The 21910-nt window shown below is 64.1% G+C and carries 18 protein-coding genes; 6 read left to right on the top strand and 12 right to left on the bottom strand.

The genetic code is table 11. The features are described from left to right. Position 1: 1 nt before the first annotated feature. Positions 2 to 964 carry a DUF1499 domain-containing protein gene (locus E2A64_RS06370; protein ID WP_133283553.1) on the bottom strand — a complete coding sequence of 321 codons (963 nt, stop codon included), beginning with the start codon at positions 962 to 964 and terminating at the stop codon, positions 2 to 4. 75 nt (positions 965 to 1039) lie between these two features. On the opposite strand from E2A64_RS06370, the gene E2A64_RS06365 reads away from it, so the two are divergent. Continuing rightward, complete coding sequence (locus E2A64_RS06365) at positions 1040 to 1423, top strand: hypothetical protein (protein WP_133283552.1); 384 nt, start codon at positions 1040 to 1042, stop codon at positions 1421 to 1423. Between the two features lie 47 nt (positions 1424 to 1470). On the opposite strand, the gene E2A64_RS06360 is transcribed toward E2A64_RS06365, so the two are convergent. Both E2A64_RS06360 and E2A64_RS06355 read right to left on the bottom strand, forming a co-directional pair. After that, the gene (locus E2A64_RS06360; protein ID WP_133283551.1) at positions 1471 to 2562 is read right to left on the bottom strand and encodes a YeeE/YedE family protein; all 1092 of its coding nucleotides are present in this window, start codon (positions 2560 to 2562) and stop codon (positions 1471 to 1473) included. A gap of 122 nt (positions 2563 to 2684) precedes the next feature. Then, on the bottom strand, positions 2685 to 3812 hold the full coding sequence (locus E2A64_RS06355) for a zinc-binding metallopeptidase family protein (RefSeq protein ID WP_133283550.1): 1128 nt from the start codon (positions 3810 to 3812) through the stop codon (positions 2685 to 2687). 499 nt (positions 3813 to 4311) lie between these two features. Between E2A64_RS06355 and E2A64_RS06350 the strand changes: the two genes are divergently transcribed. After that, on the top strand, positions 4312 to 4596 hold the full coding sequence (locus E2A64_RS06350; RefSeq protein WP_133283549.1) for a GIY-YIG nuclease family protein: 285 nt from the start codon (positions 4312 to 4314) through the stop codon (positions 4594 to 4596). A 789-nt stretch (positions 4597 to 5385) separates the two neighbouring features. Here E2A64_RS06350 and ppdK read toward each other — a convergent pair. Further along, a complete protein-coding gene (gene ppdK, locus E2A64_RS06345) occupies positions 5386 to 8049 on the bottom strand; it encodes a pyruvate, phosphate dikinase (protein WP_133283548.1) in 2664 nt (887 codons plus the stop codon). A 166-nt stretch (positions 8050 to 8215) separates the two neighbouring features. Then, on the bottom strand, positions 8216 to 9175 hold the full coding sequence (locus E2A64_RS17805; protein ID WP_158285698.1) for a nucleoside recognition protein: 960 nt from the start codon (positions 9173 to 9175) through the stop codon (positions 8216 to 8218). 131 nt (positions 9176 to 9306) lie between these two features. On the opposite strand from E2A64_RS17805, the gene E2A64_RS06330 reads away from it, so the two are divergent. Then, positions 9307 to 9759, top strand: coding sequence for an Lrp/AsnC family transcriptional regulator (locus E2A64_RS06330; protein WP_133283545.1), 453 nt, complete (start codon positions 9307 to 9309; stop codon positions 9757 to 9759). Positions 9760 to 9781: 22 nt separating this feature from the next. Here the strand turns inward: E2A64_RS06330 and E2A64_RS06325 are convergent, their stop codons facing one another. The 7 genes from E2A64_RS06325 to E2A64_RS06295 form a co-directional block, all read right to left on the bottom strand. Then, complete coding sequence (locus tag E2A64_RS06325) at positions 9782 to 11518, bottom strand: TadG family pilus assembly protein (protein WP_133283544.1); 1737 nt, start codon at positions 11516 to 11518, stop codon at positions 9782 to 9784. Beyond that, entirely contained in the window at positions 11518 to 11940 is a 423-nt protein-coding gene (locus tag E2A64_RS06320; RefSeq protein WP_133283543.1) for a TadE/TadG family type IV pilus assembly protein, read from the bottom strand. The genes E2A64_RS06325 and E2A64_RS06320 overlap by 1 nt, the downstream gene beginning before the upstream one ends. A gap of 243 nt (positions 11941 to 12183) precedes the next feature. Beyond that, complete coding sequence (smc, locus tag E2A64_RS06315; RefSeq protein WP_133283542.1) at positions 12184 to 15645, bottom strand: chromosome segregation protein SMC; 3462 nt, start codon at positions 15643 to 15645, stop codon at positions 12184 to 12186. 78 nt (positions 15646 to 15723) lie between these two features. Continuing rightward, positions 15724 to 16527, bottom strand: coding sequence for a DsbA family protein (locus E2A64_RS06310; RefSeq protein WP_133283541.1), 804 nt, complete (start codon positions 16525 to 16527; stop codon positions 15724 to 15726). Positions 16528 to 16692: 165 nt separating this feature from the next. Continuing rightward, complete coding sequence (locus E2A64_RS06305; RefSeq protein ID WP_133283540.1) at positions 16693 to 17964, bottom strand: SAM-dependent methyltransferase; 1272 nt, start codon at positions 17962 to 17964, stop codon at positions 16693 to 16695. 169 nt (positions 17965 to 18133) lie between these two features. Continuing rightward, positions 18134 to 18637, bottom strand: coding sequence for a DUF721 domain-containing protein (locus E2A64_RS06300; RefSeq protein ID WP_133283539.1), 504 nt, complete (start codon positions 18635 to 18637; stop codon positions 18134 to 18136). Between the two features lie 99 nt (positions 18638 to 18736). Next, the gene (locus E2A64_RS06295; protein ID WP_133283538.1) at positions 18737 to 19618 is read right to left on the bottom strand and encodes a DMT family transporter; all 882 of its coding nucleotides are present in this window, start codon (positions 19616 to 19618) and stop codon (positions 18737 to 18739) included. A gap of 84 nt (positions 19619 to 19702) precedes the next feature. Between E2A64_RS06295 and mutY the strand changes: the two genes are divergently transcribed. From mutY to E2A64_RS06280, 3 genes are all read left to right on the top strand, one after another. Continuing rightward, positions 19703 to 20809 (top strand): A/G-specific adenine glycosylase, encoded by a 1107-nt coding sequence (gene mutY, locus E2A64_RS06290; protein ID WP_133283537.1) that lies wholly within the window; start codon positions 19703 to 19705, stop codon positions 20807 to 20809. 25 nt (positions 20810 to 20834) lie between these two features. After that, entirely contained in the window at positions 20835 to 21461 is a 627-nt protein-coding gene (locus E2A64_RS06285; RefSeq protein ID WP_133283536.1) for an HAD family hydrolase, read from the top strand. A 104-nt stretch (positions 21462 to 21565) separates the two neighbouring features. Further along, a complete protein-coding gene (locus E2A64_RS06280; RefSeq protein WP_133283535.1) occupies positions 21566 to 21910 on the top strand; it encodes a hypothetical protein in 345 nt (114 codons plus the stop codon).

Below are 21910 nucleotides of genomic sequence, written 5' to 3'. Positions count from 1 at the left end.
GTCAGCCGCCTGCGATCCCCAGAAGCGCGACGTCGAGATCGTGGAGGAAACCTTCCAACAGCCGGGCATTGAGGCCGAGATCGTGCTGGCCCGTGCGGGTGGCCGCGCGAACATCGACGAAGGTCGTTTCCTCTTCTTCCACCAGCCGGATCATGATGTCCTGCCGCAAGCCGAGAATGAGGCTGCGATCGGTGAACTGCAGCCGCACGACCGGGGCGGAGACGGCTGCCACACCGTCACCGGTTTCAGGCCTCGGGACCGGTATCGGGACCACGCTTTCGCCCTTCGTGGTTTCCTGCGCGGCGCCCGGCGGCTCCTGATCCGGGACCAGGAAGTCGGCACCTTCGGTTTCGACCAGTTTCCATTTGCGCTCCTGGGTGAGCGCGGAGATGGCCTCGAGCACGCGATCGATCGCACCGCCATAACGGCGACCGGTCAGCTGCGGATAGGCCGCGAACTGTTCGGCACGCTCTTCCGCATCGACCGTTTTCGAGCGCGGCAGCCAGCTCGCCTCGATCGGCGGTTCCTCGAGCCATTCCGGCGGCGTGATGGAATCGGTGGTCACGTCGTGGATGGGAGGGAGCGTGATGTAGCGAGCCGCGCCCACGCCCACCGGCGTCAGCACCACCAGCGCCATCATCATGCCCCAGAAGGAGGCGTGCCCCCCGCGCGCGCCGATCAGCCACAGCATGGTGAAGCCGATGGCAGCGAAGGCCACGGCGAGGATCGCGATCGCGGCTGCGAGAAGGATGACCGCGATGGCGTTGGCAAGCGCGATCATCTCGAAACGCTGGAGCACGAAGGTCGTCAGCGCGAGCGCCAGCGCGAACAGGCCGAGCCGGCGCGACCACACGGCAGCTATGGAGACGGGGCGTTCGGGGCGATAGGGCATCGGGATGGAAGCCTGCTGGAAACGGACGGGCACCGAGCCATATCGCGCCACGCCCGCAACGGCAAGCGTCACACTTCAGCCACTCTTGATGGGAACCATCGATACGGGTCGGGGGTTTTGTATCGCGGCTGTATTGGAGATGTGCACATGCAAGACGTCACTCATGACATCGCCCCGGCCACCGGGGCTACCCCGTTCCCCCACCTGACCGGTCGTGCGCCCTCGATGGGGCGGATCCGGAACGTGATCGGCGAAACGACGCTCGGCCGCGCCGACTTCGTGACCACCGTTCAGGCCGCGGCGCATGAACTGGGTGCCGAATATCTTTTCGAACTTCCGGCCTCCGGGCTTGCCCTCGACTGCGAACGCATCGCCATGCTGCGGATGAAGACCGAGGGGAAAGATGATATTTTCCTGCTCGTCAAACTCGGCATGGACGGCCGCACGCTCACCGTCGCGGAGCCGGAAGAGAACACGAAGGGCGTCACCGATTTTGCCCGCGCCTTCGTCAACGTATTGACCCGGCTCTGAAACCAGAGCCGGGCCGTACAGGTCCGGAAAATTCTTGTGGCTGAAACCTATTCGCCCGGCTGCAGGCGCGCCTGGGCGAAACGGCCGTTCTCGACCTGCTGGAGCACGAGGTCGGTGACGGCGGCGCCAGCGATCATCGAAACCAGGCCGATCAGCGAGGACAGCGCCAGCACCGACCCGCCGGTAAAGCCCGCGCCGATGGTGCAGCCGACCGCCAGGATGCCGCCGAAGCCCATCAGCACCGCGCCCGCCGTATAGCGCAGCACGGACGGCGTGCCGGGCTCGGCGAAAGTCGCGATGCGGAACTGGCGGAACAAAAGGGCCGCGGCGAAAGCGCCGGCCAGGATGCCGGCCAGTATGCCCTGATCGAAGCCGTAGAGCGCGTCGCTTTCGGTCGCATAGACGATCGAGGTGGCGAGCGGCCGGATGAAGGACAGGCTTTCGGCCTGCACGGGCTCGAAGACCTGGATCGACATCTCATAGGTGAAATACCAGCCGCCGACGATCGTGGCGCCCACGATCGCGCCGCCGACATAGCGCAGCGCCGAGATTCTGGCGCGGAAGGCTACTAGCAACGAAGCGGCGAGCAGGATCGCGCCGATGACGACGCCCGCCACCTGCGGCTGGCCGAGGATCGCCAGAAGATCGTTGCCGCCGGTCGCCTGCGTGCTCATGAGCCCGCCGACCGCATCGCGCAGCGGCACCAGCACGCCCGTATAGGTGGCGTAGCCGACGGCCGCGATGACGAGGATCGCGTAGAGCGCGCGCAGATTGCCCGACGCGCCGAGAACCAGAAGCCGCGAGACGCAGCCGCGGGCCAGCACCATGCCGATGCCGAAGACGAGGCCGCCGATCAGCGCACCCGAAAGCGACTGCGCGGTGGAGAAGAAGCGGGTTTCCATCACATCGACGCGGCCCGACCAGACGAGCAGCTGGACGCCGAGGATGGCGACCGCGAAACCGGCCAGCCAGGTGGCGAAGGCGGAAAAGCCGGCGCGGCGGGTGAAATCGAGCACGGCCGAACGGGTGCAGAAGGCGGTGCGCTGCGCGAAGAAGCCGAACACGGCGCCCAGAACGGCACCGCCCAGAAGCGCGGTACCCGCTTCGCCGTAGCTGTCAAAGAAGGGGACGAGGTCCATGGGATCTATCTCCGGATGAGTTGGCGGTAGAATAACTTTTCGCCAATCCTTGTGCGTGGTCGCCGGTTACGGCCATCCGCGCCGAAAGAGAAAATTATTCTGCCTCTTCCCTCACTCGAGGATCAGGCTTGCGCGCCCGGCCGGTTTCCGATGCGCCCGCGCACCAGATCGTGGATGAAGCCGAGCTTGTCGATGACGGCCGGCGACAGCACGAAGGGATAGAGATCCCCGTGGCCCATCGAGCGGTTGAAGGAATTGAGCGAGGCCGAGAGCACAAACCAGGCGTCCGCAATGGTGCGCATGTCGACGTCTTCGGCATAGGGATCGAAACCGATGCTCGTCGAGAGCTGTTCCGGCTCATCGATATGCGGGGCTATGGTGACGCCCCAGGCGTGGCCGGTGTCCAGCGTATCGATGATGTGGAGGTAATGCGCCCAGGTCTCGGCAAAGTCCTCCCAGGCGTGGGAGGCGGCGTAGAAGGAGACGAAATTCTCCTGCCAGCCGGGCTGCGGACCGTTTTCGTAATGGGTCTTCAGCGCCTCGGCGTAATCGGCCTCGTCATTGCCGAACACCGCGCGACAGGCTTCGAGCGTGCCCGGCGCGCCGTCGCGCACCAGCCGGTCCCAGTACCAGTGGCCGACCTCGTGACGGAAATGGCCGAGCAGCGTGCGATAGGGTTCGCCGAGCTGGGTGCGCCTTCGCGTGCGCTCGGCCTCGTCGGCTTCGGCGAGCGCGATCGTGATCAGCCCCTCGTCATGGCCGGTCATGACCTTCTTCTTCTTCGGGTGATCGGGATCGGCAAGGAAATCGAAGCCGAGGCCCTCCGGGTCCTCGTCCCGGGTGACCAGCGGCAGCTTGAGATGCAGAAGCGTATAGAAAAGCCGCCGCTTGGCGATCTCCATCGCCTGCCAGAGCTTGGCGTTGTCGCCCTCCTCCGGATTCGGCACGGTGACGTTATGGCGGCAGGCGAGGCAATAGACATGCTCGCCGCCCAGCGCCGCCTCATCGGCCGGCACCAGCCAGTTGCACACGCCGAAGCGGTAATTGTCGCAATAGCGCAGCGCCGGGATCATGCCCTGCCCCGCGTCATCGGTATAGGTGCCGACCGGCTGCCAGACTTGGCCCGCCTGCGCCAGCGCCACCATGCGGTCGGCAACCGGATCATAGCCGGTGGCATGGCCGCAGCGCACGCAGGTGACGTTTTCGAAATAGACCGCCTGGCCGCAGGCCGGGCAGGAAAAGAGCTTCATGGGAATTCCCCGTGGATGGCCGGGCGGATCGCGCGGCGCGTGTGCCGGTACAAGTCGCCAGCGGCACGAGGGTTCCGTGGGGGGCCTGGGGAGCGTCCCTCTCCCCCCTTCGCGGGAGTTGGCGGCCGGGTTGCCCTCCACTCGTCATGCTCGGGCTTGACCCGAGCATCCATGCCCCTTCGCCGGCATCGCGAAATGGATTCTCGGGTCAAGCCCGAGAATGACGAAGGAGAGTGGATGCTTTTCCCGCAATGATGACCCGCCCGCGCCGGGACGTTTCCCGTATGGCCAATGACGACGAAGGCGGCAGTATCGCATGGAGCGGGTATTCTGCGCTGAGAACGCAAGACATGCGGGACAGAGGCGTGCGGCATGCAAGGACTCCGTGGGCTGGAATGGCCTCCCCCTCCACTCGTCATTCTCAGGCTTGACCCGAGAACCCCTCCATTCGTCATGCTCGGGCTTGACCCGAGCATCCATATCCCAACACATTTCCCGCATGACGGGATATGTCTACATCGTCACCAACCACAAGAACGGTACGCTCTATATCGGCGTGACGTCCGACCTCGCGCGTCGGGCCTATGAGCATCGCGAAGGGCTGACACCGGGCTTTTCGTCGAAATATGGCTGCTCCCGACTGGTCTGGTACGAGGAGCATTTCGACATTCGCGATGCGATCCAGCGAGAGACATCCCTCAAACGCTGGTACCGGGAATGGAAGATCGAGCTGATCGAGCAGATGAACCCGGACTGGCGGGATCTGTATCAAGAGTTGTGGTGATGGTGTTGGGAGGGGGCAGTACCGCCCAGGATGGGAGTGGACTAAGGTCCCCCGTACTAGTCATTCTCGGGCTTGACCCGAGAACCCCTCCACTCGTCATTCTCGGGCTTGACCCGAGCATCCATACCGTTTCGCCGGCTTCGCGAATGGATTCTCGGGTCAAGCCCGAGAATGACGAAGGAGAGTGCGAACGTCGGCTGCCAGCCACGAAGCAACGGAGACACCGCCCGCGCCGGGACCTTTCCGGCGCGTTCGATGACGGAGGAGACGGCAGTTTCGCATGGGGTGGGTATTCTGCGCTGAGAACGGCAAGAGATGCGGGACAGAAGCGTGCGGCGGGCAGGGACTCCGTGGAGCGGAATGGCCTCCCCCTCCGCTCGTCATGCCCGGACTTGCCCGCGCCCCTTCCACTTGCCATTCTCAGGCTTGACCCGCGCTCATTCCACTCGTCATTCTCAGGCTTGACCCGAGAACCCCTCCGCTCGTCATTCTCGGGCTCGACCCGCGCCCCTTCCACTCGTCATGCTCGGGCTTGACCCGAGCATCCATATCCTTTCACCGGCATCGCGGAATGGATTCTCGGGTCAAGCCCGAGAATGACGAAGACGAGGGATCGGCGCTTGCCCCTGCCCTCCGCTATGACTCCGGGCGTTCGTCGCCCGAAAAGCCAAATCGTCAGTCTTTGGCTGACCGCTCCGCTTCTCCCCTCTCTTGCAAAAGCTAAGGACTTGGCATGGCCATGCCCAAGCTTTTGCTTTCGCCCCTCCGAGGGGGAGATTGGATCGCGCGCTACCCCTCTTTGACAGCCGCCTGCGCCGCAGCCAGCCGGGCAATCGGCACCCGGAACGGGGAGCAAGAGACGTAATCCAGCCCGACGCTCTCACAGAAGCGGATGGAGGCCGGGTCGCCGCCGTGTTCGCCGCAGATGCCGAGCTTCATGCCGGGGCGCGTGGCGCGGCCGTTTTCGCTCGCGATGCGGACGAGCTGGCCCACGCCCTCGGTGTCGATGGTGACGAAGGGATCGGTCTCGATAATCCCCTTCTGGCGGTAGGTCTGCAGGAAGGATTGGGCGTCGTCGCGGGAGATGCCGAAGGTGGTCTGGGTCAGGTCGTTGGTGCCGAAGGAGAAGAACTCGGCGGCCTCGGCGATGGAGCCGGCCTGGATAGCGGCGCGCGGCAGCTCGATCATGGTACCGACGAGATAGGCGATCTCCTGCCCCGCCTCCGCCATCACGTCGCGCGCCACCGCATCGATGCGCGCCTTGACGAAATCGAGCTCGGTGCGCAGGCCCACGAGCGGCACCATGATTTCGAGTTCCACCGGTGCGCCGGTGGTTTTTGCGGCTTCGATGGCCGCCTCGAAGATGGCGCGGGTCTGCATTTCGGCGATCTCCGGCCAGGAGATGGCGAGCCGGCAGCCGCGATGGCCGAGCATGGGGTTGAACTCGTGGAGCTCGTCGATGCGGGCGGCGAGCGCCTCGGCCTCGACGCCGATCGAGCGCGCCACCTCGGCGATCTCCTCGGCGCCCTTGGGCAGAAACTCGTGCAGCGGCGGGTCGAGCAGGCGGATGGTGATCGGCAGGCCGTGCATGATCTCGAACAGCTCGATGAAATCCGAGCGCTGCATGGGCAGCAGCTTGTCGAGAGCGGCGCGGCGGCCCGCCTCGGAATCGGCAAGGATCATCTCGCGCATGGTGGAGATGCGGCCGTCCTCGAAGAACATGTGCTCGGTGCGGCACAGCCCGATGCCCTCGGCCCCGAAGGAGCGCGCGGCGCGGGCATCCGCCGGCGTCTCGGCATTGGTGCGCACCGTCATGCGGCGGGTGGCGTCGGCCCATTCCATCAGCCGGCCGAAATCGCCCGAGAGTTCGGGCTGGAGCATGGGGACTGCGCCCCTGAGCACCTGGCCGGACGAGCCGTCGATGGTGATGACGTCACCGGGGCCGAGCTTGGCGCCCATCGCCAGAAGCGTGCGGTTGCGCATGTCGATGCGCAGCGCGCCGGCGCCGGAAACGCAGGGCTTGCCCATGCCGCGGGCAACGACCGCCGCATGGCTCGTCATGCCGCCGCGCACGGTGAGAATGCCCTCGGCAGCGTGCATGCCGTGAATGTCCTCGGGGCTCGTCTCCACGCGCACCAGAATGACCTTGCGGCCGGCGCGCACGGCGTCCACCGCCTCCTCGGAGGTGAACACGATCTCGCCGGTTGCAGCGCCGGGAGAGGCCGGCAGGCCCGAGCCGATGACCGGGCGTTCGGCGGCGGGATCGATGGTGGGGTGCAAGAGCTGGTCGAGCGAGGCGGGCTCGATGCGGCGGACGGCTTCCTCCCTGCTGATCATGCCGGAATCGGCCATCTCGACGGCGATGCGGATCGCCGCCTTGGCCGTGCGCTTGCCGGTGCGGGTCTGCAGCATCCAGAGCTTGCCACGCTCGATGGTGAATTCGAGATCCTGCATGTCGAGATAATGCGCCTCGAGCCGCTCGGTGATCCTGACGAATTCCGCATAGGCCTCGGGCATGGTCTTTTCGAGCGACGGCCTGTCGGAGCCGGACTCGATGCGGCCGGCTTCGGTAATCGACTGCGGCGTGCGGATGCCGGCCACCACGTCCTCGCCCTGCGCGTTGATCAGGAACTCGCCATAGAGCCGGTTCTCGCCGGTCGAGGGATTGCGGGTGAACGCCACGCCGGTGGCCGAGGTATTGCCGAAATTGCCGAAGACCATGGCCTGCACGTTGACCGCCGTGCCCCAGGAGGTGGGGATGTCGTGAAGCTGGCGGTAGGTGATGGCGCGCGCGTTCATCCAGCTCGAGAAGACCGCGCCGATGGCGCCCCAGAGCTGCTCGCGCGGATCCTGCGGGAAGGCTTGCCCCAGTTCGTCGGAGATCGTCTGCTTGTAGCGGGCGATCACCTCCTGCCACTCGGCGGCGGACAGATCGGTGTCGAGCTCGTGGCCAAGGCGGGCCTTCTCGTCTTCGAGAATTTCCTCGAAGACCTCGTGGTCGAGCCCCATGACGACATCGGCATACATCTGGATGAAGCGGCGGTAGGAATCCCAGGCAAAGCGCTCGTCGCCGCTCTCGCGGGCCATGGCGAGCACGCTGTCGTCGTTGAGGCCGAGATTGAGCACCGTGTCCATCATGCCGGGCATGGAGGCGCGCGCGCCCGAACGCACCGAGAGAAGCAGTGGACGGTCGGGATCGCCGAAGCCGCGGCCCGCCATCTCGCCGACCTTCTGGAGCGCGGCCATGACATCCGCCTCGAGCCCCTCGGGGAAGGACTTGCCGCCGTCATAATAGGCGTTGCAGGCTTCGGTGGTGATCGTCAGCCCTGGCGGAACGGGAAGGCCGAGCGCGCACATCTCGGCGAGATTGGCGCCCTTGCCGCCCAGCAGATGGCTATCCCTGGCCGAACCCTCCGCACGGCCGTCCCCGAAGACGTAAACCCATTTCGTCATGTCTCGCATTCCCCTTCAATTCCGTCGGACCCTGACGGTTCTTGCGCCGCAACATAAGTCCGTCACAAGGCTTAGGCGCGGCGGACGGGCAAGGTCAAGTCGCGCGCCGGCTCAGGGGCGCCTCATATCGATTGAAAGGGCAACAAGTCCGGTTGCGTGGCCCGGTTCACGCCTTCTGGCGGTAGAGCCTGGCCATGAAGGTGGCTTCGGACACGCCGCGCAGCAGAAGTGCGATGATGCCGGTGGCGATGACCGCGAAGATCACCCGGCCGACGAGAACCGTGTAGATGTCCGCGCCGAGCGCCAGCACCAGGATCGTGTCCTCGATCACCGAGTGGGCGAAACCCATGAAGGCGCAGGAGAGGAAGACCTGGCGCGGCGACACCCGGCCCGAGCGCGCTTCGCGCACGAGAAAGCCGGCGCCATAGGAAATGCCGAGAAACAGGCCGATGGCGGTGAGTTCACCTGCCTCGCCCCTGATGCCCGCAAGCCGCAACATGGGTGAGAGCGCGCGCATCAACAGGCCCATCAGGCCGACCAGCTTCATGATCTCGAGCACCCAGAAGAGCCCGACGAGAATGACGAACATCCAGACCATCGCCTCGCCCAGGCCGAGGAAGAAATCCGGCCAGGTGGTCACGCCCGACAGCGGCACCCAGACGGGATCGACGGGGGCGGACAGCCAGCCGGTGGCCGAGCAGATCCGGTGGATGATGAAACCGTAGACGAGCGCACCGGCGATCCTCAGGACGGTGGTCGCCATCATGCCGGGGCCAGCCTTCTGGATGATCTTCTGCTCGATCGGCAGCCCGTGGGCAAACAGCATCAGCACCGAGAAGATCGTCACGTCGGCCACGCTGAGGGTGGAAATATCGACGAGCGAGAACAGGAGCGGCACGGCGCCCCACATGCCGACGATCATCGCGGTGAGCCAGGCGAGCCCGAGTTCCGGCGGCAGGCCGACGAGGTTCATGACCGGCGAGAAGACCGGCGCCATCCACTCGATCACCCCCATGCGCGAGGCCAGCTCGGCCAAAATGGTAATCGGCACCGTGATGCGGAAGAGCATCCAGTAGATGCTGAAGGTTTCCGGCGTCCGGCGAAGGATGTCGATGAGCTTGGACAAGGGGTGGCTCCTGGCGGGGACGGGTCTGTCTACCGCCATCATCTACCGCATGCCACTTCGAATTTGCGGTCAAAGATTGCACTATCTTGCAATTTTATTGCAACGCGCCCTGAAGGGGTTAAGTTCGGGCGATGGACCGCATCGATCGCAAGATACTCAACCTCATGCAGCGCGACGCCTCGCGAACCAATGCAGACATCGCCGAGGCGGTCGGGCTTGCGCCATCGACCTGCCTGCGGCGGGTGCAGCGGCTCAGAAGGAGCGGCGTGATAGAAAAGATCGTCGCGATTCTCAATCCCTCGCGGGCGGGCCGCGGGATCAAGGCCCTGGTGACGGTAGAACTGAAGCTGCACAGCGAGCAGCAGTTGCGGCGGTTCCTCGAGGTGGCAGCCGCGGAGGACGCAGTCTCCCATGCCTATACGGTGACCGGAGAGACGGATGTCGTCCTGATGCTGCGGCTTGCCGACATGGAAGAATTCGACGTCCTGTGCGACAGGCTGTTCCGGGAACAAACCAATGTGGCGCGCTTCTTCACCATGATGATCATACGCACCGCCAAGGAAGAAACGGCGATCCGGCTCTAGCCGGATCGGGTAAGCCTCGGGCCTACTGCACCAGAACCGGTCGCCCGCAATCGACGTCCGTGACGCTGACATCGGCCTCACCGACCTTCACGCCGAAGGCGAGAAGGGTGTTGTAGAGCACGTTGTCGAGCGGCGCGGCGGCATCCTTGAGAAGCTGCCCGACGAGAGACAGAACCACGTCCGGGCTCACAAGTGAGAGACCGAGGACTCTGGCCTCGAGGCGCGTCTTCTCCGCAAGGCTTCCGACCAGCGAGCCGATGAAATTGCGCGTGGAGACATTCCGGACCTCGTGGTTGTGAATACTGGAGCCGGAAAAGGTTATGGTTCGCGCGGATGTGTTGGAGACGGACACATCGGCAATGCCCGAGATCTCAAGCAGAGGTGTCGTCACGAGCTTGGCCTTCTGCAGCGAGAGCGGGCGGGAGAAGTCGTCGAATTTCGACGCATCGAGCTGCGCGACCGCAATTTTGGCAAGGCCGGGCGTCACGTCGAGCTTCACGGCGTCCCCGACATAGCTGGTTCCGCAGGAAATGGACCGGAGGCGGGCTTCCGCGAATGCCGTTTCGACAAAGATGGGCAGATGAATTTTGGTGCCGAGCAACGCCAGGAGGCCCGACAGCTCCGTATCGATCAGAAGCCGCATCTGTGCCGTCCTCACGGCATCGCCGAGCGAACCGGTTGCGATCATCGACGAATGCGCCGGCGGCTCGCCGATGGCAAGCCTCGCCGTCGTCCTGCCGAGCCCGGGAACCACGGTGCCGAGATCGATCGCGACCTGCCTGCCCTGCTTCGACAAGGCCGAGGCTGCGGTCACCAACTGCAGAAGGTTGCCGTGCACTTCAAGGCTCTGCTGACTGCCGATCTGATCGTCGCCGATCGCACCCAGATCAATAAGGTCACCGAGCTGTATCTTGGCGTCGGTGTTCCCGATTGCTCTTTCAATGCTTGCAAGCGCACTTTCGGCCGCACCGCTGACACCCTGTGTGGCTCTCATCGCGCTCAGCATTTTCGGAAGACTGACATCGGAGGCAAGCAGGTCGTTGAAGGTGCCTGCCTGAAGCGAGACGTCGGTCGCCAACGCCTTGGAGAAGGAAAGAAGGTCGAGATCGACCGAGGCGAGCGCATTGTAGTCCATCACGCTCAACGACAGTTCCGTGCCCAGCAGCCCGCTGGTGATCTTGTTGAGGATGCCGCCATCCAGGGAGGCGAGCCGCGAACCGATCCAGAAGGAAGCCTGTTTCGTCGCCGACGCGGTTCCGGTCACCTCGAAGTCGAACGGATCTGTCAGGACCGAGGCAAAATACAGCTCGGCCTTCTGGCGCGCCTTCACCCGGACCGCATCGGGTTCGGCCGGTCCCGCGGGCACGAAGCGATCGCTGACCTGCAGGCTCGGATCGGGCATGTAGCTGCCGGTTTCGATCTCGATCAGACCGTCCTTCCGCTGCTTCATCTCCTCTTCGCCGACGATCGAACCGTCGGGCAGGAGATAGCCATTGCCGAGGGAGATCGCGTAATCGAGATCATTGTCCTGGAGATAGCGCCTGACCATCTCCTCGGGCTTGCCTATATCGCTTGCGGCCTGAATCGCCATGATATCCACCATCGCCTGCGCCCGGCGGTTCTGGAGGGTGATCGCGCCGTAGTCCACACCGAGGGCGAGCGTGCCGACAATGAGCATGAGCGATGCTGCGGCGGGTACCGCAATGCTACCCGAACGGTCTTCCGAGACGCGGGAGAACGGCTTGAGAAACGGCGTCATTATACACCTCCCACGCGAATGGTCGAATAGCGCGAGATTTCCTTGCCCGGCATGGCAAAGGAGTAGAGCGACCAGATCGGCAGGTCCGAGGCGTCATAAGTGAGCGTGACCGTGAACTGGTAGCTGTTGTTGGTGTCGTCTTCCACACGCACGGCGAGTTTGTCCTGGTCGAGGAAGCCGTTCGAGATCTTGGAGGTGTGGATATAACTGTTCGCAAGCTGCTGGCGCTCTGCTTCGCTCAGGCCGGCGATCGAGGCGCGCGCGGCGTCGGCCGCCAGTTGCTGCACCGAATGGGCAACGCTCAAATAGATCCCGTAGCCGACGAGGCTGAGGAGAATAAGGATGAAGAGCGGTGCCACGATGGCAAATTCGATGGCAGCGGTTCCGTGAGTATCTCTTAAAAGACAGCGACGCTTGAGCACGACTTTTCCTCCTTATTTGGGAGGATATTGAAAGCCGTAAGTAGAAATTATTATGTAGACATACCTTGGGTAGATTGAGCCCGTAAATTCTGACCACCTGAGGTGGATTTGCACAATATATCCATTTATTTTGATGGGATTTGCGGTCGAGGGGTCACGGACTCCTTAACATTTTAGCGAGCCCGAACTGTCGGTCGAAAATCCGGATGCGCGGCAAACCCGACAGTTTCGCGCTCCTGGCTTCTAGCTCGCCTCGCGCAGCTGCTCGGCCGTTTCGAGATCGACGGAGACGAGCTGGCTCACGCCCTGCTCGGCCATGGTGACGCCGAAAAGGCGGTTCATGCGGGCCATGGTGATCGGGTTGTGGGTGATGATGACGAAGCGGGTTTCGGTGGTCCGCGCCATCTCGTCCATCAGGTTGCAATAGCGCTCGACATTGTGGTCGTCGAGAGGCGCATCGACCTCGTCGAGCACACAGATCGGAGCGGGATTGGTCAGAAACACCGCGAAGATCAGCGCCATGGCGGTCAGCGCTTGCTCGCCACCTGAAAGAAGCGTCATCGTCTGCGGTTTCTTGCCCGGCGGACGGGCGAGAATTTCCAGTCCAGCCTCAAGCGGGTCGTCGCTTTCGATCAGCTGGAGTTCCGCCGTGCCGCCGCCGAAAAGATGGGTGAAGAGCCGCTGGAACTGCTCGTTGACCACGGTGAAGGCGGCAAGAAGACGTTCGCGCCCCTCGCGATTGAGGCTCTGAATGCCGGCGCGCAGCTTGCGGATCGCCTCGATCACGTCCTCACGCTCGGTGACGATGAGATTGAGACGCTCGGAAAGCTCGGCCTGTTCCTCATCGGCGCGCAGGTTGACCGCGCCCAGCCGCTCGCGCTCCACCCGCAGGCGGTCGAGATTGCGGTCGAGGATCGCCGGATCGGGCAGAGCGTCCTCGGGCTTCAGGCCGGACTGGCGGATCGCTTCATGCGGAGAACAGTTGAGCGCCTCGCGAATACGCGCCTCACCTTCCTCGCGACGTTCGCGCGCAGCCATCAGCCGTTCCTCGGCGCGTCCCCTGCTCTCGCGTGACTGGGACAGCGCGGTGATCGCCTCGGTGGCAACCTTGTCGGCCTCGCGCGACGCCGTCTCGGAGACCGCAAGCTTGTCGGCGGCGTCCTTGCGGGCGGTCTCCGCCTTGGTCAATTCGCTCATCAGCTGACGGCGCTTGAGGTCGATCTCATCCGGCGCGTCGGCGATCTTCCCGGCCTCTTCGCGCGTGCCGCTCAGGCGCTCGGTGAGCGCAGCCAGATGACTTTCCGCCTTCGCAGCGCGATCGATCCAGCCCTGCCGCTCATTGGCGATCGACGACAGGCGATTGCGGCGGCTTGCATTCTCGCGCTCCACGCCCTCATGGGCCGCACGGGACTCGGCGACGCTTGCACGGTCGCCGGCGACTTTCGCCTGGATCTCCGCGAGCGCCCGGTCGAGATCGGAAAGATCCGGTGCATCTGCCATCGCCCGGCCGGCTCCGTCATGGGCCTCCATCGCCTCGGCGAGCTGCGCGCCAACCTGTGCGCGGGATTCGGTCAGGACTTCACGCCGGTTCGACAATTCGCCGGCGGCGCGTTCGGCCCTGGCCAGTTCGTCGCGAGCGCGGCCCAGAGCCGACGTCGCCTCGCGGATGCCATCGCGGCACTGGCGCTGTTCATTGCCGAGAGCGAGGAGCTTTTCGCTGGCCTGCCTCAGTCCGTCCTCGGCCCGGCGCAGCCCGGTCGTGGCCTCGATCACCTCGGCGTCCAGTTCGGCGAGCCGGTTCTTCTGTTCGAGCCGCAGGGCTGCCGCGGTCGGCGCGTCGGCGGAGGCAACATAGCCGTCCCAGCGCACCATTGCGCCGTCCTTCGTCACCAGCCGCTGCCCCGGCTTGAGCTGCGCCTTGAGCGACAACGCCGTCTCGAAATCGCTCACGATGCCGATCTGGCCAAGGCGGCGGGAAAGCTCGGCCGGAGCGCGCACATGGGTGAGAAGCGGCGTGGCGATAGCGGGCAGCGAAGGATCGTCCTTCGCATCGGCAAGCGCCCAGTAGGCCGGAGCCGAAGCATCGGTCGGCAAGTCCAGATCGTCGCCGAGGGCCGCACCCAGCGCCGTCTCGAAACCGCGATCGACCTTGATCTTCTCGAGGACCGGCGGAAACAGCTCCGAGCTGGCACCCGCGTTGAGCATGCGGGCGATCGTGCGGGCTTCGGTCTCCGCCGCGTTCAATCGCGCCCTGGCTTCGGCCACCGGGCCGCGGGCTTCGGTCTCGGCGGAGCGGGCCGCTTCAAGGGCAGCCTCGAGTTCAGCCAGCCTTGCCTCGGCGGCGGCAAGCGTTGCGGCAGCGCGTTCCACATCGGCATTTTTGGCGACGGGATCCGGCAGGCCGGCTATGCGTTCGGCCAGCGCCGAGAGCTCGTCGTCCTGCCTCGCTATCTGCGTCTCCAGGCGCTGCCTGCGTTCGGCCAGTTCGCGGATCGACTTTTCGAGCTGGCTGCGTTCGGCGGCGGCTTCCGCCCGATTGCCGGTAATGCGGGCGAGTTCGGCTTCGCTGTCAACCAGTTGCGCCGCAGCGCTCTCATAGGCCTGCCTGAGTTCGACCGACCGGCCGCCGGAGGCTTCGAGTGCGGCATTGAGTTCGGCTTCCTCTTCCGACAGACGCGCCAGCACGCCCGCATTGTCGGCGATCAGAACATTCTCGCGCTCGATGTCGGCCTCGAGCTGACGGACCCGTTCCTCGAGCTCGGCCTTGCGACGGGCGACGCGGGTCGCCTCTTCCTCGATCTGGGTACGTGCAATCTGCAGGCGCTGGAGCGCCGCGGCAGCGTGCGCCTCCGCCTCGCGCAGTTCCGGCAGCTTGTGGGCGGCGATTGCCTGCGCCTTGGCGGCCTCCATCTGATCCTGCGCCTTCTGGGCGACCAGACTGGTGGCCTGCGAGAGCGCACTCTCGGCTTCCGCCTCCTGCTCCTTCGCCGCCTTCCAGCGAATGTGGAGGAGCGTGGCTTCGAGCTGGCGGATTTCTGCCGACAGCGAACGGAAACGGTTCGCCTGGCGGGCCTGGCGCTTCAGGCTCTCGATCTGGCTTTCGAGTTCGGAGGTGACGTCGTCGAGGCGCTCGAGATTGGTTTCCGCCGCGCGCAGGCGAAGCTCGGCCTCGTGACGGCGGGAATGGAGGCCGGAAATGCCGGCGGCTTCTTCAAGCAGCTGGCGCCGGGCCTGGGGCTTGGCCTGAATGAGTTCGCCGATGCGGCCCTGCCCGACCATCGAAGGTGACCGCGCGCCGGTCGAGGCGTCGGCGAAGAGAAGCTGCACATCCTTGGCGCGGGCTTCCTTGCCGTTGATGCGATAGACCGACCCGCTTTCGCGCTCGATGCGGCGGGTCACCTGGACCTCGTCCTGATCGTTGAAGGCGGCAGGCGCGGTGCGGTCGGAATTGTCGAGATAGAGGCCGACTTCGGCGGTGTTGCGCGCCGGGCGGTTGCCGGAGCCCGAGAAGATGACGTCGTCCATGCCGGACGCGCGCATGTTCTTGTAGGAGTTTTCCCCCATCACCCAACGCATGGCTTCAACCAGGTTGGACTTGCCGCAACCATTGGGACCGACGATGCCGGTCAGACCGCGCTCGATGACGAATTCGGTGGGTTCGACGAAGGACTTGAAACCGAGAAGGCGCAGGCGGTTGAACTTCACGACCGGGCGCCTCCGGTCATGAGGTCGGGACGCGCGGAAGCCGCGGGCGTCACCACCCGCGGCTTCCGCACTTTGAAATCAAAGCAGCGGGTCGATGATGGCAGACATCTGACCAATCGACATATCCCCCGAATACCGCTTTCCATCGATGAAGAAAGTCGGCGTCGCGTCAACCCCGAAGTCCTCGGCAGCCTTGGTTCTGACGCTGTTCACATCATCGAGAAGCTGCTGGTTCGTCAAGCAAGCCTGGAAGCTCTCTTGTGTAAAACCGGCCAGCTTGGCGATATTGAGAAGTTCCGTGCGTGCATCCTGGGCAGTCGCCCAGACCGTCTGGCGCTTGAAGAGCACGTCGACCATGGGGAAATACTGGTCGTTCGGCGCACAACGGGCCAGCATGATGGCAGCGGCAGCACGGGGATCGAGCGGGAATTCACGCAGGATGAAACGCACCTTGCCGGTGTCGATGTATTTTTCCTTGAGCGCCGGATAGGTATTCTCGTGGAACTCGCGGCAATGCGGGCAGGTCATCGACATGTACTCGACGATCGTGACCGGAGCATTTTCCTCGCCTTCCGCCATTTCCTTCATCGGACCGGCCGCCATCAGCTTGTCCACGTCGACTTCGCCACGCGCTTCGGGTGCCTCGGTTGCGCCTGCCGTCTCGTCGGCGGTTTCGGCCTGGGCCAGCTCGACGGCATCGGTCTTGGCGGGAGCGGCGGTATCGCTGCCCTCGGCCGGCGTGACGGAGGCCGTGGTTTCCATCGAAGGCGCGGGCGCCTCGGCCGTGACAGACGTGTCGGAACTGTCGGAGCAAGCCGTGAGCGCGAGTGCGATTACCGCGGCGGACAATGCGGTGGTGAGCCTGCTGGTCATTGAAGCCATAAGTGAATTCCCTGTGTTGTCGTTCGCAAGGTGCTGCCCGGATGGCCGGGCGACACCAGCCGCGTGCAAAGCGGCAGTTGCCGTTTTCCTATAGGTTCAAATGTGGCCAAACAAGAGCGCCCGCTCTCACACCGCTGTGATGAGGCCCGTCAGGGGCAGGATTGCTCACTTGCCGAGCGCCATCTGCGCCGAACCGACGACCCGTTCCAGAAAGCCCGCCTCAAGGGACGCCAGACGCATTTCCTCGGTCTCGATGTAATTGCGGGTGATCGGAACCGCGTCGCGCTTGTTGCCCAGCTGCAGCTGGAAGACGTGGGAAGTACCATCCATGAAGCTGGCTTCGCACATGGCGAGATAGAACTCCCACATCTTGCAGAACCGTTCGCCCATGATCCGTACCGCGGCATCCCGGTTGTCGGCGAAACGTTTGCTCCAGTGAGCAAGCGTGTAGCCGTAATGCTGGCGCAGGATCTCGCAATCCAGAAGCCAGAGATTGGCGTTCTCGACGGCTGTCATCGTCTCCGAAAGAGCCGGCGTGTAGCCACCCGGAAAGATGTATTTGTGCAGGAACGGCATCGAGCCTCCGGGCGGAGCGATCGAAGAAATGGCATGGATCAGCGCCACGCCGTCGTCGGCCAGGCGCTCGCGCACGGTGGTGAAATACTCAGCGAGATAGCCGGCGCCCACATGTTCGAGCATTCCAACGGAGACGATCCGGTCGAACTTCCCGGTGACCGCGCGGTAATCGAGCAGCTCGAACTTCACCCTGTCGGCAACACCCAGGATTTCGGCGCGGCGCTGGGCCACCTGCAACTGATGCTCGGACAGCGTGACGCCGACAACCTCCACATCGGCCAGGTGAGCGAGATAAAGGCCCATGCCGCCCCAGCCGCAGCCGATATCGAGAATCCGCTGGCCGTCCTCGATCTGCAGCTTGGCCGCGATGTGGCGCTTCTTGAGCGTCTGGGCGTCTTCGAGCGTTTCCGCCCCGGTGGGGAAATAGGCGCAGGAATATTGCAGGTCACGATCGAGGAAGAGGCGATAGATCTCTTCGCCGATGTCGTAGTGGACGGCGACGTTCTTCCTGGCGCGGCCGGCGGAGTTGTATTGCTGGATGAAGCGGAAGCGGTGGGCGACTTCCTGCCAGAACCGCTGGAAGGGCGACTGGTTCATCCGGTCGCGGTTGATCATGAAGATGCGGATCACGTCGTGGAGCGTGCCCTCCTCGATGACCAGCTTGTCATCGATGTAGGCTTCCGGGCCGCCGAGTTCCGGATTGAACAGGATCTGCCGTTCCACGCCCGGCTCCATGAAGCGGATGGCCGCGTCGGGGCCGGGCTCATGGCCGCCGAACTGAACGCGGCTGCCATCGGTCTTGGTCACCTTCAGGCGCCCCGCCTTGATTGCACGGTGAAGAATGGGATCAAGCAGACTCATTCGCCGAACCTCGCCACATTTGGGCGGTGGCAACTGTCCGGTGTACAGGCTGGCCGAAGCCGGTCGTCTTGCCCCATCGATACCACCACGCCGCATGAAATGGTGAATAGCGGATCAAGCCCGGAGCTCTCTCCGAATAAACTATTAGAAAGCGTGGATTGTCAGAAAATCAAGTCTGCCGGTTCTTCCGGGCCAAGACACCGGTTCCCAGGCGCTCGAGAGCCGCGCGCAATTTCGGGTCCTCGACTTCATCCAGGATGTCGTCGAGCTTGCGCTTCTGCAGCCTGTCGAGTTTCGGCTCGGGCGGCTTCTGCGACGGCTGGCGAACCGGCTTCTGCACGAAGCGGATACGGTCCACGGCCGCGAAGCCGAAAAAGGCGTTGACGCGGGAGACCAGCTGGCGCTCCTCGTGCATCAGAAAGACCGCACTTGCCCCTTCGCAGGCAACGGTCAGCTGGCCGGGCGAGAAACCGGCACCGGTTTCAGCCTCCCCATTGTCGCGCGGCCAGCGGATGCGTTCGGGCCGCGAGGTCTCCGAAAAGCGCTCGCCGACGATCTCGCCCCATGACGACAGAAGCATGGAGTTGATGCCTGCCTTGCGGGCAAGCAGCGGATCGACCAGCTTGTTGGCCAGTTCGGCAAGGGTGGCGACGCGGCGCGGTTTGTAGGCCATGAATGCGGGCAGTCTCTCGTGATGACCGGAAAACGATAGCACATCTCGAAGCCCGAGCGCGAGCGCTCCACACACCCGGCCGCTTCGCGACGTCGAGGCTCAGGCGGCTTCCTTCACCCTGCTCTCGCGCCAGATGACGTAAATGCCGCTGGCGGTGATGACGACCGCGCCGACATAGGTCGCAAGATCGGGCATGTCGCCCCAGAACATGAAACCAAGGATCGTCGCCCAGATCAGCCCGGTGTAGTCGAAAGGTGCGACGATGGCAGCGGGCGCGAGGCGGAAGGCCTGGCTCATCATCGTCATGCCGGCGGTGCCGAAGACGGCGATGCCGAGAAACTGCCAGATGTGTTCGGCCTGAAGCGGCACCCAGACGAAGGGAACCGCGAAAGCGCTCAGAACCGCACCGGTGCCGGTGAGCCAGAGCAACAGCGTCCAGACGCTTTCGCGCGGATCGACCCAGCGGGAGCTGATCATCAGGAAGGCATAGACCGCTGCCGCACCGATCGGCAGGAGAGCCGCCGCCTGGAACGCCGCGCCGCCGGGCCGCACCACGATCAGCACGCCGACGAAACCGATGCCGACCGCGAGCCAGCGCCGCCAGCCGACATGTTCCTTGAGGAGGATCGCAGACACCGCCGTGATGAACAGCGGCGCGACGAAGACGATGGCCGTCGCCTCGGCCAGTCCCAGATGCATGAGGCTCGTGAAGAAGAACATCGTGGCAGCGATCCAGAGCAATCCCCGCACGAAATGGGCCAGAGGCCGGCGGGACCGGAGCGCCGCGACGCCGCTCATCCGGATCGTCAGCAGGATTGCGATCGGCAGCGCGATGATGTTGCGCATGAAGAGGATCTGCAGCGGCGAGTAGACGTCCGTCAGCGCTTTGGCCATCGCATCGTTCACGCACAGGCTCGCCACGCCCACGCACATGAAGGCGATACCTGCGGCGGAATGTTGCGGAGTATTATCGTTTGCCATAAGCCGATCCTGATGCTGCCCCACGCCGAATGATTGCGAGACACGCGTTCTAGTGCCCCCGAACGAAAGACGCCACCCGCCCCGATGACTTCCGAAATCGCTCCCCACCTTCTTGCCTGGTACGATCGTCATCACCGGTCGCTGCCCTGGCGGGTCACGCCGGCCGATCGCGCGGCGGGCGTCGTCAACGATCCCTATGCCGTGTGGCTTTCCGAAATCATGCTGCAGCAGACGACAGTGAAGGCGGTCAGACCCTATTACGAGCGCTTCCTCGAGCGCTGGCCGACGGTGACAGAACTCGCGAGCGCGGAAGACGAGGATGTGATGCGGCTCTGGGCGGGGCTCGGCTATTATTCCCGGGCCCGCAATCTCATCGCCTGCGCAAGGACAGTTGCCGGGGATCATGGCGGCCGGTTTCCGGAAACCGCCGAGGGGCTTTCCAAACTTCCGGGCATCGGCCCCTATACCGCCGCCGCGATCGCTGCCATCGCTTTCGATGAGAGCGTCGCGGTGGTCGACGGCAATGTGGAGCGCGTCTTCACCCGGCTTTACGCGATCGACACGCCGCTGCCGAAAGCCAAGACGGAGATCAAGGCACGGGTGAGCGAAGCCCTGCCAAAAACCCGCGCGGGCGACTTCGCTCAGGCCCTGATGGATCTCGGCGCCACGATCTGCACGCCGCGATCGCCGGCCTGCGCGATCTGCCCGCTTCTGGAGGACTGCGAGGCCGGCGGCGCCGGCAATCCGGAAGCCTTTCCGGTCAAGCCGCCCAAAAAGGCCAAGCCGGTGCGCGTGGGCGCCGCCTTCGTGGCGCAGCGGCCCGATGGAGCGGTGCTTCTGGTCCGCCGTCCCGACAAGGGCCTGCTCGGCGGCATGCGCGTCGTTCCCACAACCGGATGGACCGCGCGGCAGGACGGGGCGACCGGCACGGAGGCTGCCCCGTTTCCCGCAAACTGGGAGGAAAAGGGGCAGGTCATCCATGTGTTCACGCATTTCGAATTGCGCCTGAGCGTCTTTCACGCTCTTGTCACATCCGAGGACAAGAGTGCCGACGCATTCGACACGGCCATGGACGCCCGCTGGAGCGATGCCGCAGACCTCGCCGGCGAGGCGCTGCCCAGCGTGATGAAAAAGGCGCTCACCGCTGCCCTGCCCGATGCGTTGAGACCGCGCAAACCGGGCAGGGATTGACCTGCAGACCGAAAGGAAGAGCTCCATGACCGAGACCAACCCCGTCCGCCATATCGTCTTCGACATCGGCAGAGTGCTCATCCATTACGATCCCCACATCCCCTATAGCCGGCTGATACCCGACGATGCGGAGCGCGCGGAATTCTTCGCCACCGTCTGTACCCACGAGTGGAATCTCGAGCAGGATCGCGGCCGAAGCTGGGAGGAAGCCGAAGAGGTTCTGATTGCCGAGCACCCGGAGAAGGAGGAGCTGATCCGCGCCTTCCGTGTCCACTGGCCGGAAATGGTGTCGCACTCCTATGACGACAGCGTCGCCATCATGCTGGACTTTATCGAGAACGGGCACGACGTGACGATGCTGACGAATTTCGCGTCCGATACGTTCAAGCAGGCGCAGGAGAAATTTCCCTTCCTCAAGGCTCCGCGCGGCGTGACGGTTTCCGGCGAGATCGGCCTGATCAAACCGGATCGGGCGATCTATGACCGTCATGTCGACGTTTTCGACCTCGATCCCGCCGCCTGCCTCTTCATCGACGACAGCCTGGCCAATGTCGAAGGCGCGATCGCAGCGGGCTGGCAAGCCGTGCATTTTGTCGAGCCGGCACAATTGAAGCGCGACCTGAACGCGCTCGGGCTGCTGGAAAACGCCTGATTTTTCGGGGTTTTCGCCAGGGAGTCAGATTGACGACCAATTGGCGAAATTTTTTCGGAACCGTATCGAGGTTTGCGCGTTCACCCCGCAAGGGAGTTATTGCAATGACATCGAAGACCGATTTCTGGGACCTCGAAAAGCATTTCTGGACCGATGGTCCGGGCTTTTACCGTGACAACATGTCCCGCAACGCGATCATGGTCTTTCCGGCCCCTGTCGGCCTTCTGAGCGGACAGGAAATCATCGACGGCATCGATGACGCGCCGGGCTGGGACGACATCGAATTCGAAGACCGCAGGAAGCTCGAGCACGGCAAGTTCACCGTGCTGTCGTATCGCGCGGGCGGCCGGCGGACCGATGGCGACAGCTATTCCGCTCTGTGCTCGACGAGCTATTACAAGGAAGGTGGGCGCTGGAAGCTGTTCTCCCACCAGCAGGCGGTGGCCTGA

The organism is Pseudohoeflea suaedae, assembly GCF_004354915.1.
GTDB classification, from domain to species: domain Bacteria; phylum Pseudomonadota; class Alphaproteobacteria; order Rhizobiales; family Rhizobiaceae; genus Pseudohoeflea; species Pseudohoeflea suaedae.
Note: the sequence above shows the minus strand (reverse complement) of the source record. Positions and strands in the feature narration are given on the sequence as shown.

Coding starts and splice junctions, on each gene's coding strand:
- E2A64_RS06365 (WP_133283552.1), top strand. CDS start 1,040: ATGCAAGACGTCACTCATGACATCGCCCCGGCCACCGGGGCTACCCCG.
- E2A64_RS06360 (WP_133283551.1), bottom strand. CDS start 2,562: ATGGACCTCGTCCCCTTCTTTGACAGCTACGGCGAAGCGGGTACCGCG.
- E2A64_RS06355 (WP_133283550.1), bottom strand. CDS start 3,812: ATGAAGCTCTTTTCCTGCCCGGCCTGCGGCCAGGCGGTCTATTTCGAA.
- E2A64_RS06350 (WP_133283549.1), top strand. CDS start 4,312: ATGACGGGATATGTCTACATCGTCACCAACCACAAGAACGGTACGCTC.
- ppdK (WP_133283548.1), bottom strand. CDS start 8,049: ATGACGAAATGGGTTTACGTCTTCGGGGACGGCCGTGCGGAGGGTTCG.
- E2A64_RS06330 (WP_133283545.1), top strand. CDS start 9,307: ATGGACCGCATCGATCGCAAGATACTCAACCTCATGCAGCGCGACGCC.
- E2A64_RS06325 (WP_133283544.1), bottom strand. CDS start 11,518: ATGACGCCGTTTCTCAAGCCGTTCTCCCGCGTCTCGGAAGACCGTTCG.
- E2A64_RS06310 (WP_133283541.1), bottom strand. CDS start 16,527: ATGGCTTCAATGACCAGCAGGCTCACCACCGCATTGTCCGCCGCGGTA.
- E2A64_RS06305 (WP_133283540.1), bottom strand. CDS start 17,964: ATGAGTCTGCTTGATCCCATTCTTCACCGTGCAATCAAGGCGGGGCGC.
- E2A64_RS06300 (WP_133283539.1), bottom strand. CDS start 18,637: ATGGCCTACAAACCGCGCCGCGTCGCCACCCTTGCCGAACTGGCCAAC.
- E2A64_RS06295 (WP_133283538.1), bottom strand. CDS start 19,618: ATGGCAAACGATAATACTCCGCAACATTCCGCCGCAGGTATCGCCTTC.
- mutY (WP_133283537.1), top strand. CDS start 19,703: ATGACTTCCGAAATCGCTCCCCACCTTCTTGCCTGGTACGATCGTCAT.
- E2A64_RS06285 (WP_133283536.1), top strand. CDS start 20,835: ATGACCGAGACCAACCCCGTCCGCCATATCGTCTTCGACATCGGCAGA.
- E2A64_RS06280 (WP_133283535.1), top strand. CDS start 21,566: ATGACATCGAAGACCGATTTCTGGGACCTCGAAAAGCATTTCTGGACC.